Annotated in this window: 12 protein-coding genes; 11 read left to right on the top strand and 1 reads right to left on the bottom strand. The window is 70.0% G+C overall.

What is annotated here, in order from left to right; genetic code table 11:
* Positions 1-43: 43 nt before the first annotated feature.
* From BS69_RS0101770 to speD, 11 genes are all read left to right on the top strand, one after another.
* Complete coding sequence (locus tag BS69_RS0101770) at positions 44-2,401, top strand: TonB-dependent receptor (protein WP_051676445.1); 2,358 nt, start codon at positions 44-46, stop codon at positions 2,399-2,401.
* Positions 2,402-2,491: 90 nt separating this feature from the next.
* Positions 2,492-5,695 (top strand): autotransporter outer membrane beta-barrel domain-containing protein, encoded by a 3,204-nt coding sequence (locus BS69_RS0101765; RefSeq protein ID WP_029940273.1) that lies wholly within the window; start codon positions 2,492-2,494, stop codon positions 5,693-5,695.
* 83 nt (positions 5,696-5,778) lie between these two features.
* Positions 5,779-5,928 (top strand): hypothetical protein, encoded by a 150-nt coding sequence (locus tag BS69_RS14110; protein WP_156956804.1) that lies wholly within the window; start codon positions 5,779-5,781, stop codon positions 5,926-5,928.
* 135 nt (positions 5,929-6,063) lie between these two features.
* Complete coding sequence (locus BS69_RS0101755) at positions 6,064-7,062, top strand: SPFH domain-containing protein (RefSeq protein WP_029940272.1); 999 nt, start codon at positions 6,064-6,066, stop codon at positions 7,060-7,062.
* A 4-nt stretch (positions 7,063-7,066) separates the two neighbouring features.
* Positions 7,067-7,723 (top strand): DUF4178 domain-containing protein, encoded by a 657-nt coding sequence (locus tag BS69_RS0101750; RefSeq protein WP_029940271.1) that lies wholly within the window; start codon positions 7,067-7,069, stop codon positions 7,721-7,723.
* Positions 7,720-9,111: a DUF4178 domain-containing protein gene (locus tag BS69_RS0101745; protein ID WP_051676443.1), complete on the top strand. Its 1,392-nt coding sequence runs from the start codon at positions 7,720-7,722 to the stop codon at positions 9,109-9,111. The genes BS69_RS0101750 and BS69_RS0101745 overlap by 4 nt, the downstream gene beginning before the upstream one ends.
* The gene (locus tag BS69_RS14360) at positions 9,111-9,254 is read left to right on the top strand and encodes a hypothetical protein (RefSeq protein WP_169738041.1); all 144 of its coding nucleotides are present in this window, start codon (positions 9,111-9,113) and stop codon (positions 9,252-9,254) included. The genes BS69_RS0101745 and BS69_RS14360 overlap by 1 nt, the downstream gene beginning before the upstream one ends.
* 13 nt (positions 9,255-9,267) lie before the next feature.
* On the top strand, positions 9,268-9,477 hold the full coding sequence (locus BS69_RS0101735; protein WP_029940269.1) for a DUF350 domain-containing protein: 210 nt from the start codon (positions 9,268-9,270) through the stop codon (positions 9,475-9,477).
* On the top strand, positions 9,470-11,008 hold the full coding sequence (locus BS69_RS0101730; protein ID WP_029940268.1) for a polyamine aminopropyltransferase: 1,539 nt from the start codon (positions 9,470-9,472) through the stop codon (positions 11,006-11,008). The genes BS69_RS0101735 and BS69_RS0101730 overlap by 8 nt, the downstream gene beginning before the upstream one ends.
* Positions 10,998-12,617, top strand: a complete 1,620-nt coding sequence (locus BS69_RS0101725) for an FAD-dependent oxidoreductase (RefSeq protein WP_029940267.1) — start codon at positions 10,998-11,000, stop codon at positions 12,615-12,617. Before BS69_RS0101730 ends, BS69_RS0101725 begins: the two co-directional genes overlap by 11 nt.
* Positions 12,614-12,973, top strand: coding sequence for an adenosylmethionine decarboxylase (gene speD, locus BS69_RS0101720; protein WP_037504324.1), 360 nt, complete (start codon positions 12,614-12,616; stop codon positions 12,971-12,973). The genes BS69_RS0101725 and speD overlap by 4 nt, the downstream gene beginning before the upstream one ends.
* On the opposite strand, the gene BS69_RS0101715 is transcribed toward speD, so the two are convergent.
* Positions 12,970-14,367 (bottom strand): efflux transporter outer membrane subunit, encoded by a 1,398-nt coding sequence (locus tag BS69_RS0101715; RefSeq protein WP_029940265.1) that lies wholly within the window; start codon positions 14,365-14,367, stop codon positions 12,970-12,972. The two genes, speD and BS69_RS0101715, sit on opposite strands and share 4 nt — an antisense overlap.
* Between the last annotated feature and the right edge of the window lie 9 nt (positions 14,368-14,376).

Genomic DNA, 14,376 nt, shown 5'->3' with positions numbered 1-14,376 from the left:
CCCTATTCGACGATTGCCATGGCCGCTTGCCCTTGCCGTCGCGGTGGCGACTCCGGCGAGCGCGTGGGCGGCGACACCGATCATCGATCTGCCCCGCGGCTCGGTCGCGAATGCCGCCTTCGCGCTGGGCCGGCAGACGGGCGCCAGCATCTCGCTTCAGGGCCAGGGGACCGGTGAGCGCCAGGTCGGCGCGCTGCGGGGCGCAATGCCCGTCGACCGCGCCCTGCAGCGCCTCGCCAAAGCCGCCGGCCTCACCGTCCGCCGGGTCGGCCCCCGCGCCTTCATCCTGTCGCCGAGGCCGGCTTCGCCCGTCCGGGTGGCGCAGCGGCCCCTCGCCCGCCCGGCCCCGCGCCCCGTCGTTGTCCCGGCTCCCGCGCCCGGAGAACCGCCGCAGGACATCGTGGTCACCGCCAGCAAGCGCGACACCCTGTCCCGCCGATTCGCCGGCCAATGGTCGAGGATCGACGGCAACGACCTCGCTTTGACCGGCGTCCGCGGGACCGAGGCGATCGAGACCCGCAGCGTCGGCTTCTCCTCGACCCACCTCGGGGCCGGCCGCAACAAGCTCTTCATCCGGGGCATTGCCGATTCGAGCTTCAGCGGCCCGACCCAGTCGCCGGTCGGCCAGTATCTCGGCGACCTGCGCACCGGCTATGCCGGTCCCGACCCCGACCTTCGCCTGGTCGACATGGAAGCGGTCGAGATCCTCGAAGGGCCGCAGGGCACGCTTTATGGCGCGGGCGCGCTTGGCGGCATCCTGCTGCTTCGCCCCAACATGCCCAGGGCGGGTAAGTGGAGCGGGGAAGCGGGCGTGGGCCTGTCGGCGACCCAGCATGGCAAGCCCGGCGGCGACCTCACCGCCACCCTCAACGCGCCGCTCGGCGGAAGCGCCGCGCTCCGCCTCACCGGCTACCGCGCCGACGAGGGCGGCTACATCGACAATCCGGTCACGGGCGAGCGCGACGTCAATCATGTCGCGACCAGCGGGGGCCGGCTCGTCGCCACCACCGAGCTTCGCCCCGGCTGGTCCGCCGATCTCCTCCTCGCCGGCCAGCGGATCCGCGGCGACGACAGCCAGTATAGCGATCGCGGCGGCGGCGACCTCGACCGGTCGAGCCCGCTCGCCCTGCCCTTCGCGTCCGACTTCGGCATGGCCAGCCTGGTCGTCCGCAAGGACGGCGGCGTGGTCCGCTTCCGTTCGACCACGGGGCTCCTGCGCCAGTCGGTCGACGAGCGCTTCGACCTCAGCGATTCCGCCACGACCCGGGCGCTCGACCAGCACAGCCGCGGGCGCGGGGTCAGCAGCGAGACGCGGCTGTGGCGGCCGATGCGGCACGGCTTCAGCTGGCTCGCCGGCCTCAGCCTGCTCGACTATCGCTACGAGGTCCGCCGCTCACGGTCCGAGCGCGGCGCCACCACACCGCTCGGCGGGGTCACCAACCGCATCAGCGAGGTCACCCTCTACGGCGAACTCGGGGCCGAGCTTTTGCCCTGGCTCGACCTCACCGCCGGCGCGCGCTGGACCCGGACCGACCTCAGCGGCGAGGGCCAGCACCTCAGCCTCCTCGCCTTCGACCGGCTGGCGGCGAGCGACCCCGACCGCAAGGAGCGCCGCCTGCTCCCCTCGGCCTCGCTCCTCGCCCGGCCGGTCGCGGGGCTGACCCTCTACGCCCGCTATCAACAGGGCTTCCGCCCGGGCGGGCTGTCGATCGCCAACGATATGGTCCAGCTCTACCGTCACGATTTGCTTGCGACCGGCGAGGCCGGGTTCCGCATCGGCAAGCCGCTGATCGACCGCTTCGACCTCGCCGCAAGCCTTAGCCGCAGCCGATGGCGGCACATCCAGGCCGATTATCTCGACGGCCTCGGCCTGCCCGTCACCGCCAATATCGGCAACGGCCGGATCTGGTCGGCGACGCTGAACGGCGGGATGCTCGTCGCGCCGGGGCTGCGGCTCGAGGGCGGGCTGGCCTGGAACGACGGTCGCATCACCCAGCCCAGTCCCGAGTTCGAGCGGCTGTTCGCGGCGACGGCGGCGCTCGGCACCGGCAGCGTGATGCGCATTCCCAACATCGCCCGGGTCGCGGGGCGGGCCGCGCTCGACTGGCGCCACGACCTCGGCGGCGGGCGCACGCTCGAGGCCAGCCTCTACGGTCGCTATGTCGGCCATTCGCGCCTGGGGATCGGTCCGCGGCTGGGCGAACGGCAGGGCGATTATGTCGACAGCGGCTTCCTCGCCCGGCTGACCGAGGGGCCGCGCGCCTGGTCGCTGTCGCTGACCAACCTTTCCGACGAGGTCGGCAATCGCTTCGCCTTCGGCGCACCCGCGCTCACCGGCGATGCGCAGATCACCCCGCTGCGCCCGCGCACGCTGCGGATCGGGCTCGACTGGCGCTTCTGATTTTTTCGCCAAGGCAAAGCGACCACGCCTCCGTCTGATGACTGAAGCCCCGGAAAAAGGCGGGGCGGGTCATCGTCCGACGGGGAACATATGCGACATCTCTACCTTGCCTCTACCGGCCTCCTTGCGCTCGCCGCCGCCATGCCGGCCGCCGCCCAGACCAAGATCGAAACCGCGACCACCACGCCGGTGACGACCGCGACGATCAAGGCCGGCACCCCCGACGACATCCTCGTCACCTCGGCCGGCTCAATCGGCGGCACCGGCCCCGTCGCGATCACCATCAACAGCAACAACAAGGTGACGAACCAGGGCTCGATCAGCCTCGGCGGGGTCGCCAACGCGACCGGCATCCTCGCCAACGCGGGGGTCACCAGCGAGATCGTCAACAGCGGCAAGATCACGCTCGACGAGGCCTATACCCCGACCGATGCCGACAATGACGGCGACCTCGACGGCCCCTTCGCCGTCGGCAGCGGGCGGGTCGCGATCCGGACGCTGGGCGCCTTCGCCGGCAACATCACCAACAGCGGCCAGATCGTGGTCGAGGGCAATGACAGCGCCGGCATCCTCCTCGGCGGCCCGCTGACCGGCAATTTCGCCAACAACGGCTCGATCAACGTGCTCGGCACCAATGCGCTGGGCATCGGCCTCGGCGACGTCACCGGCAAGGTACGGGTCGCGGGCACCGTCCTTGCCCAGGGCCAGAATGCCACCGCCTTCCGCTCGGCCGGGAATGTGACGGGCGCGATGGAGATCCAGGGGACGATCACCGCCACCGGCTATCGCTACACGCAGGCCCCCGCCGACCCCAGCAAACTCGACGCCGACGACCTCCTGCAGGGCGGCCCGGCCGTGTCGATCGAGGGCAATGTGAGCGGCGGCGTCATCCTCGCCGTGCCGCCCAAGGACACCAGCACGACCAACAACGACGAGGACAATGACGGGATCGAGGACAGCAAGGAGGGCACGGCCAGCGTCACCTCCTTCGGTTCGGCCGCCGCGCTGCGGATCGGCCACGCCTCGAACAGCGTCGCCATCGGCCCGGTCGCGGGGACCGGCACCGGCTTCGGGCTGATCGTCGACGGCAACGTCACCGGCGACGGCGTCTATACCGGGGTCAACGGCAACGCGATCCAGGTCGGCGGGCTCGGCGGCACGGTGTCGATCGCCAACGGCATCGGCATCAATGGCACGGTCACCGCCAAGTCGCTCGACCGCACCGCTACCGCAATTTCTCTCGGCGCCGGCGCGACCACGCCCGAACTGCGCAACGCGGGCAAGGTCATCGCGCTGAGCGGCAACAATGCGCAGGCCAAGGCCAACGCCGTGTCGGTCGGCGTCGGCGCCAATCTGCCCATCTTGCGCAACAGCGGCGAGATAAGTGCCTCGATCGGCAATGTCGACGGGAGCGCCACCGCGATCCTCGACACGTCGGGCACCCTCGCGCTGATCGAGAATAGCGGCGCGATTATCGCCAAGGGCGCGGCGGCGACCAGCAGCCGCAATGTCGCGATCGATCTGTCGGCCAACACCGCCGGCGCGGCCATCCGCCAGACCGCGGTCGCCGCCACCGCCGCCGCGCCGTCGATCATCGGCGACATCCGCTTGGGCAGCGGCAACGACGTCCTTGACGTCGCCGACGGAGTCCAGACGGGCAATGTCAGCTTCGGCGCGGGCACCAACCGCTACGCGCTGTCGGGCGATGCGGTGGCGACCGGCAATGTCGGCTTCGGTAGCGGCAACGACACGCTCACCCTCGCCGGCACGTCGTCGCTCAGCGGCAACATTGACTTCGGCGGCGGCGCGGACGTGCTGACGCTGACCGGCAAGACCGCTTATACCGGCCAGCTGCTCAATGCCTCGGGCCTCGGGGTCAGCGTCGCGCAAGGCACGCTCAACATCCGCAAGTCGGCGACCATCGCCAGCCTGACCGTCACCGACGGCGGCGTCCTCGGGGTCTTCCTCGACAAGACCGCCGGCGCGTCGACCGCGATCAACGTCACCGGCACCGCCTCCTTCGCGACCGGGACCAAGCTCCAGCTGTCGGTCAGCGACATCGCCAATGCCGAGGGCACCTACAATGTGCTGACCGCCGGGACGCTCACCGGCGCGTCCAACCTCGCCGCGACGACCGACCTCCTGCCCTTCATCTACAAGGGCACGCTGACCACCTCGGCCAATGCGCTGAGCGTCAGCATCACCCGCAAGTCGGCGACCGAGCTCGGCCTCAATCGCTCCGAGACGGCGGCCTATTCGGCCATCTACACCGCGCTCGGGACCGACAAGGCGATTGGCGACAGCATCCTCGGCATCCGCAGCGGCGACGCCTTCCGTTCGACCATCCAGCAGATGCTCCCCGAGCATGCCGGCGGCGCGTTCGAGGCGGTCACCGCGGGCAGTCGCGCCGCCGCCCGGCTGCTCACCGACCCGACCTCGCCCTACAAGGAGCAGGGCCGGATGGCCTACTGGATCAGCCAGGTCGCCTGGGGCTCGAGCAAGTCGATCGGTGACACCGCGAGCTTCAAGACCGGCGGCTGGGGCGTGGACGGCGGTGCCGACGTCGCGACCCCGCTGGGCCGCGTCGGCGCGTCGCTCAGCTACCTCTTCGGCCAGGACAAGAACAAGGAAACCGACGGCGACATCAGCGCCAACCAATATGGTGTCGCGGCGCATTGGCGGATGCAGTCGAAGGGCTTCCAGGCCAGTGCCCGGGTCGGCTGGGCGCGGATCAATTTCGACGGTCGCCGAAGCTTCCGCTCGACCACCGGGCCGACCCCGGTCGACCGCCAGATCGACAGCGACTGGTCGGGCGACCTCGTCACCGCCAGCGCCCATCTCGCTCAGCAGCTCTGGGCCGGCCGGCTCTATGTCCGCCCGACGGTCGACCTCGATTATGCCAAGCTCAAGGAAGACGGCTATGTCGAGACCGGCGGCGGCACCGCGCTCGACCTGACGGTCGACAAGCGGACCAGCGACGAGCTCGCGGTCAGCGGGATCCTCGCCGCGGGGATCGAATTCGCGCCCGAGCGCCAGGACGGCGGCTTCTTCACCGTGGAACTGCAGGGCGGCCGCCGCGAGATCGTCAGCGGGTCGCTCGGCAACACCGTCGCCCGGTTCGGCACCGGCACCGCCTTCACGCTCGAACCCGAACAGCGGAAGAGCGGCTGGGTCGGCGGCCTGCGCGCGCTCGGCGGGAACAGCGACTTCCGTGTTGTCGGCGACGTGACGGCCGAAGAGCGCGAGGAGCGCGTCGCCCTTTCGGCCCGGGTCAGCCTGGCGCTGGGCTTCTGAGCCCCGCCTGCGTGGCCCGCGCCTTTCCCCCGGGCGCGGGCCACGCAAATCGCCTCATTCCTGTCGATCGAAGGACATGGCCGATGTTCCAGGCGCTGGTGCTGGTCGGCCTGCTGCTGATCACCTCGACCTCGCTCGTCGCCGCCTGTCAGACGGCGCTCGCCCGACGCGAGCTGCGCGATTCGCGGGTCGTGCTCGAACGGCTCCTCACTACTCTTCGCGACCGGCTCTAGCCAGCCCACGCCCCTCGTCGATCCGCCGTGTCCGCTGGCGGAAAAGCGGCCGGCGGTCGCGCACATTGTCTTGTGGGCGCAACCAAAAGCGGCAATCATGGTCGGGCCGCAAAGTAGGCGGAGGGGGAGACGAACATGGTCCTGGATTTCCTGCGCAAGCAGTTCATCGACGTCATCCAGTGGCAGGAAGAGCCCGGCGAGCTCGCCTGGCGGGTCTATTTCCCCGACCAGGAAATCCAGAACGGCGCCCAGCTCACCGTCCGCGAGGGCCAGACCGCGGCCTTCTTCGACGAGGGCAAGCTGGTCCAGTTCTTCCGCCCGGGCCTGCACACGCTCGACACGGCGAACTTCCCGTTCCTCACCAACCTGCGCAACTGGGACAAGGCGTTCGAGAGCCCGCACAAGTCGGACATCATCTTCTTCTCGCTGAAGGAGCAGACCGGCCTCAAGTGGGGCACCCCGCAGCCGATCACCATCCGCGACGCCGAGTTCGGCGCGCTCCGCATCCGCGCCTTCGGCAGCTATTCGATCGCGATCAGCGACGTCCAGGAATTCGCCTACAACCTGCTCGGCACGCTCCCCGGCCTGCACGTCTCGGCGATCGAGCAGACGCTGCGCGGCGCGATCCAGACCGCGCTCGCGACCGGCATCGCCAATAGCGGCGTGCCCTTCCTCGACCTCGCCGCCAACCAGCAGAAGCTGTCCGACACGCTTCGCGCCGCGGTCGAGAACAGCTTCAAGCGCTGGGGCATCGGCTGCCTCAGCTTCTTCGTCGAGAGCGTGTCGCTTCCGGAAGAGGTCCAGCGCCATCTCGACAAGGGCAGCTCGATGCGGGTCATCGGCGACCTCGACCGCTACGCCAAGTTCCAGTCGGCCGAAGCGCTCGAAAAGGCCGCCGGCCAGGAAGGCGGCCTTGCCGGTCTTGGTGCCGGGATCGGCGCCGCCGCGGCGATTGGCGGGACCATGGCGCAGGGCCTCGGCCAGTCCATGAGCCAACCGGCCCCCGCCGCCGCCGCTCCGGCTGGCGACCCGTTCGAACTGATCGAGAAGCTCCACAAGCTGCTGACCGCGGGCGCGATCACGCAGGAGGAATTCGATTCCAAGAAGGCCGAACTGCTCGCGCGCCTGAAGTAAGCGAATGCCCGAGCTCGCCTGTCCGTCCTGCGGCGCGCCGGTGCCGCTGCGCTCGGCTGCCATGCCCTATGCCGTCTGCGGCCATTGCCACTCGGTCCTGCTGCGCGAGGGAGAGGGCCTGGACCTGATCGGCAAGTCCGCGGTGCTGCCGTTCGACGTGTCCCCGATCCAGCTCGGCACCACCGGGCAGGTCGACGGGATCGCCTTCGAGGTCGCCGGCCGGGTCCGCTGGAGCTGGGTCGACGGCAGCTGGAACGAGTGGCTGCTCAATTGCCGCGACGGCCAGGCCCGCTGGTTGAGCGAGGCGATGGGCCAGTTCATGGTCCTTGCCGAGCGTCCCGACCTCCTCTCCGATCCCCTGCTCACGGGCTTCGCCGCGGGTGAGCCGATCCGCGTCGGCGACCGGCTGGGAGACTATAGCGCCGCCGACATCAAGCAGGTGGAATGCCTCGGCGGCGAGGGCGACCTCCCCTTCCCGACCCCGGCCGACTGGACCATGACCAGCGTCGACTTCAAGAGCCCCGGCGGCGGCGCGCTCAGCGTCCAGCGCGACGCGAACGGTGTCAGCGCCTATGCCGGGCGCTACGTCACCCTGCCCGAGCTTAGCCCCAGAAACCTCCGCCCGATCGAGGGCTGGTCGCTTCCGGCGACGCTCGCATGACCGCCGCGCGGGTCATCGCCTGCCCCAATTGCGGCGGCACCATCGCGCTCAAGGCGGCGGGCTACACGATCCAGGTCGCCTGCCAATATTGCGGGTCCGAGCTCGACGTCACCACGCCCGACGTGCGCCTCATCACCAAATATCAGCACGCCGCCTCGGCCAAGACGCTGCCGCTCGGCGCGCGCGGGACCGTCCAGGGGGTCGAGTGGGAGGTCATCGGCTGGCTCGAGCGGTCGGACGACGAGGCGCGCTGGACCGAATATCTGCTGTTCAATCCCTATGCCGGCTATCGCTGGCTGATCGAGGCCGATGTTGAATGGTCGCTCGGCACCGCGCTCACCAGCGAGCCGGTCAATCTCGGCAGCCAGGCGTTCGAATATGACGGGCTTCGCTTCACCGCCGACTATTCGCCCGTCGCCACCACCACCGACGCGGTGGTCGGCGAATTCTACTGGCGGGTCAGCGCGGGCGACACGGTCGAGGCGACCACCTTTTCCGCCGGCGACGTCATGCTCTCGTGGGAAAGCAGCCGCGACGAGGTCAACTGGACGCTGATCGAACCGCTGCCCGGCGGCGACAGCGTGGCGGACGCCTTCTCCGCTCCGCCCGACCCCGCCGCCCCCGGCCCCGGCGGCGCGCCGCGCGGGCCCGGCCAGTTCGGGCGCAAGACGGCGTCCACCTTGCGCAGCCGGTCCGGTGCCGGAGCGCAGGCAAAGGCGCAGGGGCTGGTGCCGGTCCGCCGCGCCAGTGACGGCGACGATCTCTCCGCCATGATCGTGATGGGGATGGCGACCTGTTTCCTCATCCTCATCGTCGGCCTCGTCTTCGGCATGGGCCGGACCGCGGTCACCCAGAGCTTCAACGTCTACACCGGCCAGCCCGAGAAGACCGTGATGCTCGGCACCATCACGCTTCGCCGTCCCTATCAGGCGGTCACCATCACCGCCCGCGGCGACCAGTTCGTCAACAAATGGGTCGACCTCGACTACAGCCTCGTCGATCGCCGCACGCAGCGCGCGATCGATGCCTATGGGATCGTCGAATATTATTCCGGCCGCGACAGCGACGGGAACTGGACCGAGGGCAGCCGCAGCGAAACCACCAAGTTCGCGGGCGTTCCCGCCGGTACCTATGACGTGATGGTCGATGCCAAGGCCACGGCCTGGAGCAGTTCGCCCAACTATTCCTCCTCGTCGTCCTCCTATGCGTCGGGCTATGCCGGGAGCGGCTGGTTGGACCCGCCCGAGATGATCACCCTGCGGTTCAAGGTGGCGCCGGGCGGGGTCTTCCTCAGCAACCTGCTCATGTTCACGATCCTGATCTTCGCGCCGGTCGCCTTCTGGATGTGGCGCAAGGCGCGGGCCGCCACCGAACGCGGGTATCGCTGATGAGCCCGCGGGTCTTCCTGTTCGCCTTGTGGTGCCTCGCCATGCTCATGGGTGCGGTCGCCGCCAGTTACTACGCCTGGTCACCGTTCGCGGATGGCAGCCGAAGCGGCTCCTCCGGCTTCTACGGCCCAACCCACAAATAAGGAGGATACGGCCATGCTTTCCCTCAACACCTTCCTTGCGACGATGCTCTACGCCTTCATGGGGATCGTCATCTTCGTCTTCAGCTTCGTCCTCGTCGACAAGCTGACCCCCGGCGACCTCTGGCGCGAGATCATCGAGCGCAAGAACCTCGCGGTGGCCCTTCTCGCCGGCTCGGTCGCGATCGGCATTTCGACGATCATCGCCGCGGCGGTTCATGGCTGACGACCCCGAGGAGACGATCGGCGACGGCCAGCCGCGCCTCGCCCTCATTCTCCTCTTCTCCGTGTTCGTGGTCGCGACCTGCGGCCTCATCTACGAACTGCTCGCCGGGACCCTCGCCAGCTATTTGCTCGGCGACAGCGTCACCCAATTCTCGACCGTCATCGGCACCTATCTGTTCGCGATGGGCATCGGCAGCTGGCTGTCGCGCTACATCCGCGAGGACGAGCTGCTCGCCTTCGTCCGGGTCGAGGTGCTGCTGGCGCTCGTCGGCGGCTGGCTCGCCGCGGCCTTGTTCCTGCTCTTTCCCTATGTCAGCGACTTCCGGGTCGCGCTTTACGGGCTGGTCCTGCTGATCGGGGTCTTCGTCGGGCTCGAGATTCCGCTCCTGATCCGCATCCTCCGTCACCGCTTCGCGCTGCGCGAGCTGGTCTCGACCGTGCTCACCTATGATTATGTCGGCGCGCTGGTCGCCTCGCTCCTTTTCCCGCTGCTGCTGGTGCCGCGGCTCGGCCTCATCCGCACCGGCTTCCTGTTCGGGCTAATGAATGTCGCGGTCGCCATAGCCCTGCTGCTGGTGCTCCGGCGCGAGCGGCGGATGCGGGTCGAGCTGGTCGCGGCGGTCCTCAGCGCGATCACCCTCGTCGCCGGCATGGCCTGGGCCGAGCGAATCCAGCGCTGGTCCGAGGTCGCCTTCTACAACGAGCCCGTCATCTACGCCCATTCCACCTCCTACCAGCGGATCGTGCTCACCCGCCGCGGCAACGACCTGCGCCTCTATCTCAACGGCAACCTTCAATTCTCCTCGCGCGACGAATATCGCTATCACGAGGCGCTGGTCTGGCCGGTCCTCGGCCGGGTCGCCGACCCGCGCCACGTGCTCATCCTCGGCGGCGGCGACGGGCTTGCCGCGCGCGAGGTGCTGCGCGATTCCAGGGTCGGGAGCGTGACCCTCGTCGATCTCGATCCCGCGATGACCGCGCTGTTCCGCAACACGCCGCAACTGGCCGCGCTCAACGCGGGCTCGCTGACTTCGCCAAAGCTCCGGGTGATCAACGCCGACGCCTTCCGCTGGGTGCGGCAGGAGCGCGGCGCCTATGACGCGGTCCTGATCGACTTCCCCGATCCCACCGAATTTTCGCTCGGCAAGCTTTATACCGAAAGCTTCTACCGCGAGGTCGCGCGATTGCTGAAGCCCGACGGCGTGATGACCGTGCAGAGCACTTCGCCGCTCGTCGCCCCCAAGAGTTACTGGACGGTCGCCACCACGCTCGAAGCCGCCGGGCTCAGTGCGCGCGGTTATCATGTCTATGTCCCGAGCTTTGGCGAATGGGGCTTCACCATGGCCGCGCATCGCCCGATCGGCGACGCCGTGCGCCTGCCCGCCAACCTGCGCTTCCTCACCCCTGCCTCCGAACGAATGATGTTCGACTTCGCCCCCGACATGGCGCGGCGGGCGACCCCGGTGAACCGGCTCGACAACCAGGCGCTGGTCCGCTCCTTTTCCGAGGAATGGGCGCAATATGACGGCTGAGTTCAGTCGTCGCGGGCTGCTGGCGGCCGCGGGCGCCGGGGCGGGCGTGCTCGCCATGTCGGGCTGCGCCGCCGACGCCGCGCCCATCCCCGGCGAGCTCGGCGGCGCCGACATGAAGCGCGGCCACCAGCTTCGCGACGGCCGCTTCCCCGCGCCGACGGGGCCGGTCGAGGAGGTGCCGCTCCTGATCGCGGGCGGCGGGGTCGCGGGCCTCGCCGCGGCCTGGCGGCTGGTCGACGCCGGCTTCACCGATTTCCGCCTGCTCGAGCTCGAGGACCGGCCCGGCGGCAATGCCCGCGGCGGGCGCAACGCCGTCTCGGCCTATCCGCTCGGCGCGCATTACCTGCCGATCCCGAACCGCGAGGCGAAAGCGCTCCAGCACATGCTGCGGCAGTTCGGGATGATCACCGGCGAGAAGGACGGCCAGCCGGTCTACGACCCCTACCAGCTCTGCGCCGACCTCGAGGAGCGCCTGTTCTGGCGCGGCGAATGGCAGGAAGGGCTCTATCCCGTCATCGGCCTCAGCGACGCCGAAAAGGCCGAGCGCGCCGCCTTTTCCGCCGCCATGGCCGAGTTCGCCAAGGCGGTGGGGTCCGACGGCAAGCCCGCCTTCGCCGTCCCCAGCGCTTATTCCTCGCGCGATCCCGCCTATCGCGACCTTGACCGCCTCAGCTTCGCGGAATGGCTCGACGCCAAGGGCTGGCACTCCCCGATCCTGCGTGCCTACGTCCGCTATTGCTGCCGCGACGATTACGGGACCGAGCCCGACCAGGTCTCGGCCTGGGCCGGCATTCATTATTTCGCCGCGCGCCGGGGGTGGGCGGCCAATGGCGACGGCGACCGCGAGCTGACCTGGCCCGAGGGCAACCAGCGACTGATCACGCTCATGGCGACAAGCGCCGCGTCGCGCATCGCCACCGGGCAGACCGTCGTCCGCGCCCGTATCGAGGGCGAGGGCGTCCTCCTCGATGCATTCGATCACCGCGCCGGGCAGGGCCAGCGCCTCAGCGCCCGCGCCGCCATCCTCGCCATGCCGCATTTCGTCGCCGCCCGCGTCGCGCCCGAGCGCCTAGGCAAGGCCGAGCACAGCTATGCGCCCTGGGTGGTCGCCAACGTCACCGTGTCGCGCCCGCCCACGGGCAAGGGCGTGCCGCTCGCCTGGGACAATGTCTCGACCGCGAGCGAATCTCTGGGCTACGTCGTCGCCACCCACCAGAGCGCGAGCGCGGCGGCCGGGCCGACGGTGCTGACCTGGTACATGCCGCTCTCGGCGATGCCCCCGAAGCAGGCGCGCAAGCTGCTGCTGGAACGATCGCTCGGAAGCTGGCAGGCCCTCGTGCGTGACGATCTTCTCCAGCTCCATCCCGAGCTCGACGGCGCGATCCAGCGGATCGACGTCTGGCGCTGGGGCCATGCGATGATCCGCCCGGTCCCGGGCTTCATGGCCGCGGCCCCCGACCGGATGGAGGATGCCGTCCGCCCGCCGCTGCTGCTGGCCCATTCGGACCTTTCGGGCCTGTCGTTATTCGAGGAAGCGCATCACGCCGGGGTCGCTGCCGCCGAGGCCGCCATGCGTCACCTCGGTCATCCTCATGAGCCACTCGCATGAGCGCGCATCAGCCCTGGAACAGCGTCCACCTCATCGCCGATCTCGTCGGCGGCCGGGGACTCGACGATGCCGCGCTGATCGAGCGGGTGCTTCGGCGCGCCGCCGAGGTCGCCGGCGCGACCGTCCTCGAGGTCCGCCTGCACAGCTTCGGCGTCGGCCAGGGCGTCACGGGGATCGCCCTCCTCGCCGAATCGCACATCTCGATCCACAGCTGGCCCGAGGAAGCCTTCGCCGCGATCGACATCTTCCTGTGCGGCGCGACCTGCCATCCCGAAGCCGCGCTTGCCGCCATCGCGGAGGGGCTCCAGGCCGAGGTCCGCACCCAGCAGCTCGTCCGCCGCGCGGTCCGCGACTAGGCCTGCGTCCAGGTCCCGCCGAGCGAGCGGAACAGGTCGATCTGCGCCGTCGCGATCCGCGCATCGGCCTCGGCCAGCGCCGCCTGGGCGTCGGCCGCGGTCCGCTCGGCATCGAGCAGCTCCAGCGAACTGATGTCGCCCTCACGCTGGCGGGCGCGCGTGATGGCCGCGGCCTTCTCCGCCGCGTTGCTCGCCGACTGCAGTGCCGCGCGCCGGGCGAGCGCGTTGCGATAGGACGACAGCGCCGTCTCGGTCTCCTGCAAAGCGGTCAGCACGCTGCCGTCGAACTGGGCGAGCGCGACCTGCGCGTCGGCCTCGGACCCCGCGACCCGGGCGCGCGCGGCGCTGCGATTGACCGTCCAGTTGATCAGCGGTCCGACCAGCCAGGTCAGCGGATTGCCGCCGAAGATGTTGCCGAGCCCCGCCCCGCTCGAGCCTACCGATCCGCCGAGCGTGATGCGCGGATAAAGGTCGGCAGTCGCGACCCCGATGCGCGCGGTGGCGGCGGCCAGCCTTCGCTCGGCCGCGCGGACGTCGGGCCGCCTTGCCAGCAGCCCGGCCCCGTCACCGACCGGGATCGGCTGGGCAAGCCGCAGGGTCGAGACCCGCGCCGCGGCGATCGGCGGCAACTCGCGCGGCGTCCGCCCGGTGAGTGTCGCGAGCCGCAGCAGCGCCGCCTCGCGCTCGGCTTGGATCAACGGCAGTTCCGCCGCGCGCTGGTCGCGCAGCGCCGCGATCCGCGCGGTATCGAGCCCGTTGGCGAGCCCGACCTGGTGGCGCTTCTCGGTCAAGGCCAGCGAGCGGTCGAGCAAAGCGACGATCCGCTCCCCAACCGCCAATCGCTCGGCGGCAGAGGCCGCGTCGGCATAAGCGCGGGTCGTATCCGCGACCACCGCGACCCGCACTGCCTGCGCATCCTCGGCCGCCGCCGCGGTATCGCCGCGCGCGGCCTCGACCGAGCGCGACACTCGGCCGAACAGGTCGAGCTCATAGGCGACGTCGAGCCCGACATCGACCTGCACGTCCTCGCGCTTCTGCCCGAGGTCGGGCCCCGGCAGTTTGCCATATTGGGCGCTGGCCCCAACCCCGATCTGCGGCTCGCGCTGGCCGCGTGTTTCGCGCAGCAACGCCCGCGCCTTGGCCAGCCGCCCGACCGCGACCCGGACGTCGGTATTGGCGGCAAGCGCGTCGGCGACGAGGCCGTCGAGCACCGGATCGGCATAGAGCCGCCACCATTGGCCCGCCGGTTCGGCCGAACTCACCGCCGCGCCCTGCTGGTGGACGAAGGGCGCGGCAGCGGCCGCCGAAACCGGCGTGGCTTGATAATCAGGTCCGGTGGCGCAGGCCGCGAGGGCGAGCGCCGAGAGCGACGTCAGGAAAAGATGGTTGGTCATGCTGGTGGT

The sequence above is a fragment of the Sphingomonas astaxanthinifaciens DSM 22298 genome (assembly GCF_000711715.1).
Lineage (GTDB): Bacteria > Pseudomonadota > Alphaproteobacteria > Sphingomonadales > Sphingomonadaceae > Sphingomicrobium > Sphingomicrobium astaxanthinifaciens_A.
Note: the sequence above shows the minus strand (reverse complement) of the source record. Positions and strands in the feature narration are given on the sequence as shown.

Bases quoted from the DNA above. Each gene is read 5' to 3' on its own strand.
- BS69_RS0101765 (WP_029940273.1), top strand. From the start codon at position 2,492: ATGCGACATCTCTACCTTGCCTCTACCGGCCTCCTTGCGCTCGCCGCC.
- BS69_RS14110 (WP_156956804.1), top strand. From the start codon at position 5,779: ATGTTCCAGGCGCTGGTGCTGGTCGGCCTGCTGCTGATCACCTCGACC.
- BS69_RS0101755 (WP_029940272.1), top strand. From the start codon at position 6,064: ATGGTCCTGGATTTCCTGCGCAAGCAGTTCATCGACGTCATCCAGTGG.
- BS69_RS0101750 (WP_029940271.1), top strand. From the start codon at position 7,067: ATGCCCGAGCTCGCCTGTCCGTCCTGCGGCGCGCCGGTGCCGCTGCGC.
- BS69_RS0101745 (WP_051676443.1), top strand. From the start codon at position 7,720: ATGACCGCCGCGCGGGTCATCGCCTGCCCCAATTGCGGCGGCACCATC.
- BS69_RS14360 (WP_169738041.1), top strand. From the start codon at position 9,111: ATGAGCCCGCGGGTCTTCCTGTTCGCCTTGTGGTGCCTCGCCATGCTC.
- BS69_RS0101735 (WP_029940269.1), top strand. From the start codon at position 9,268: ATGCTTTCCCTCAACACCTTCCTTGCGACGATGCTCTACGCCTTCATG.
- BS69_RS0101730 (WP_029940268.1), top strand. From the start codon at position 9,470: ATGGCTGACGACCCCGAGGAGACGATCGGCGACGGCCAGCCGCGCCTC.
- BS69_RS0101725 (WP_029940267.1), top strand. From the start codon at position 10,998: ATGACGGCTGAGTTCAGTCGTCGCGGGCTGCTGGCGGCCGCGGGCGCC.
- speD (WP_037504324.1), top strand. From the start codon at position 12,614: ATGAGCGCGCATCAGCCCTGGAACAGCGTCCACCTCATCGCCGATCTC.
- BS69_RS0101715 (WP_029940265.1), bottom strand. From the start codon at position 14,367: ATGACCAACCATCTTTTCCTGACGTCGCTCTCGGCGCTCGCCCTCGCG.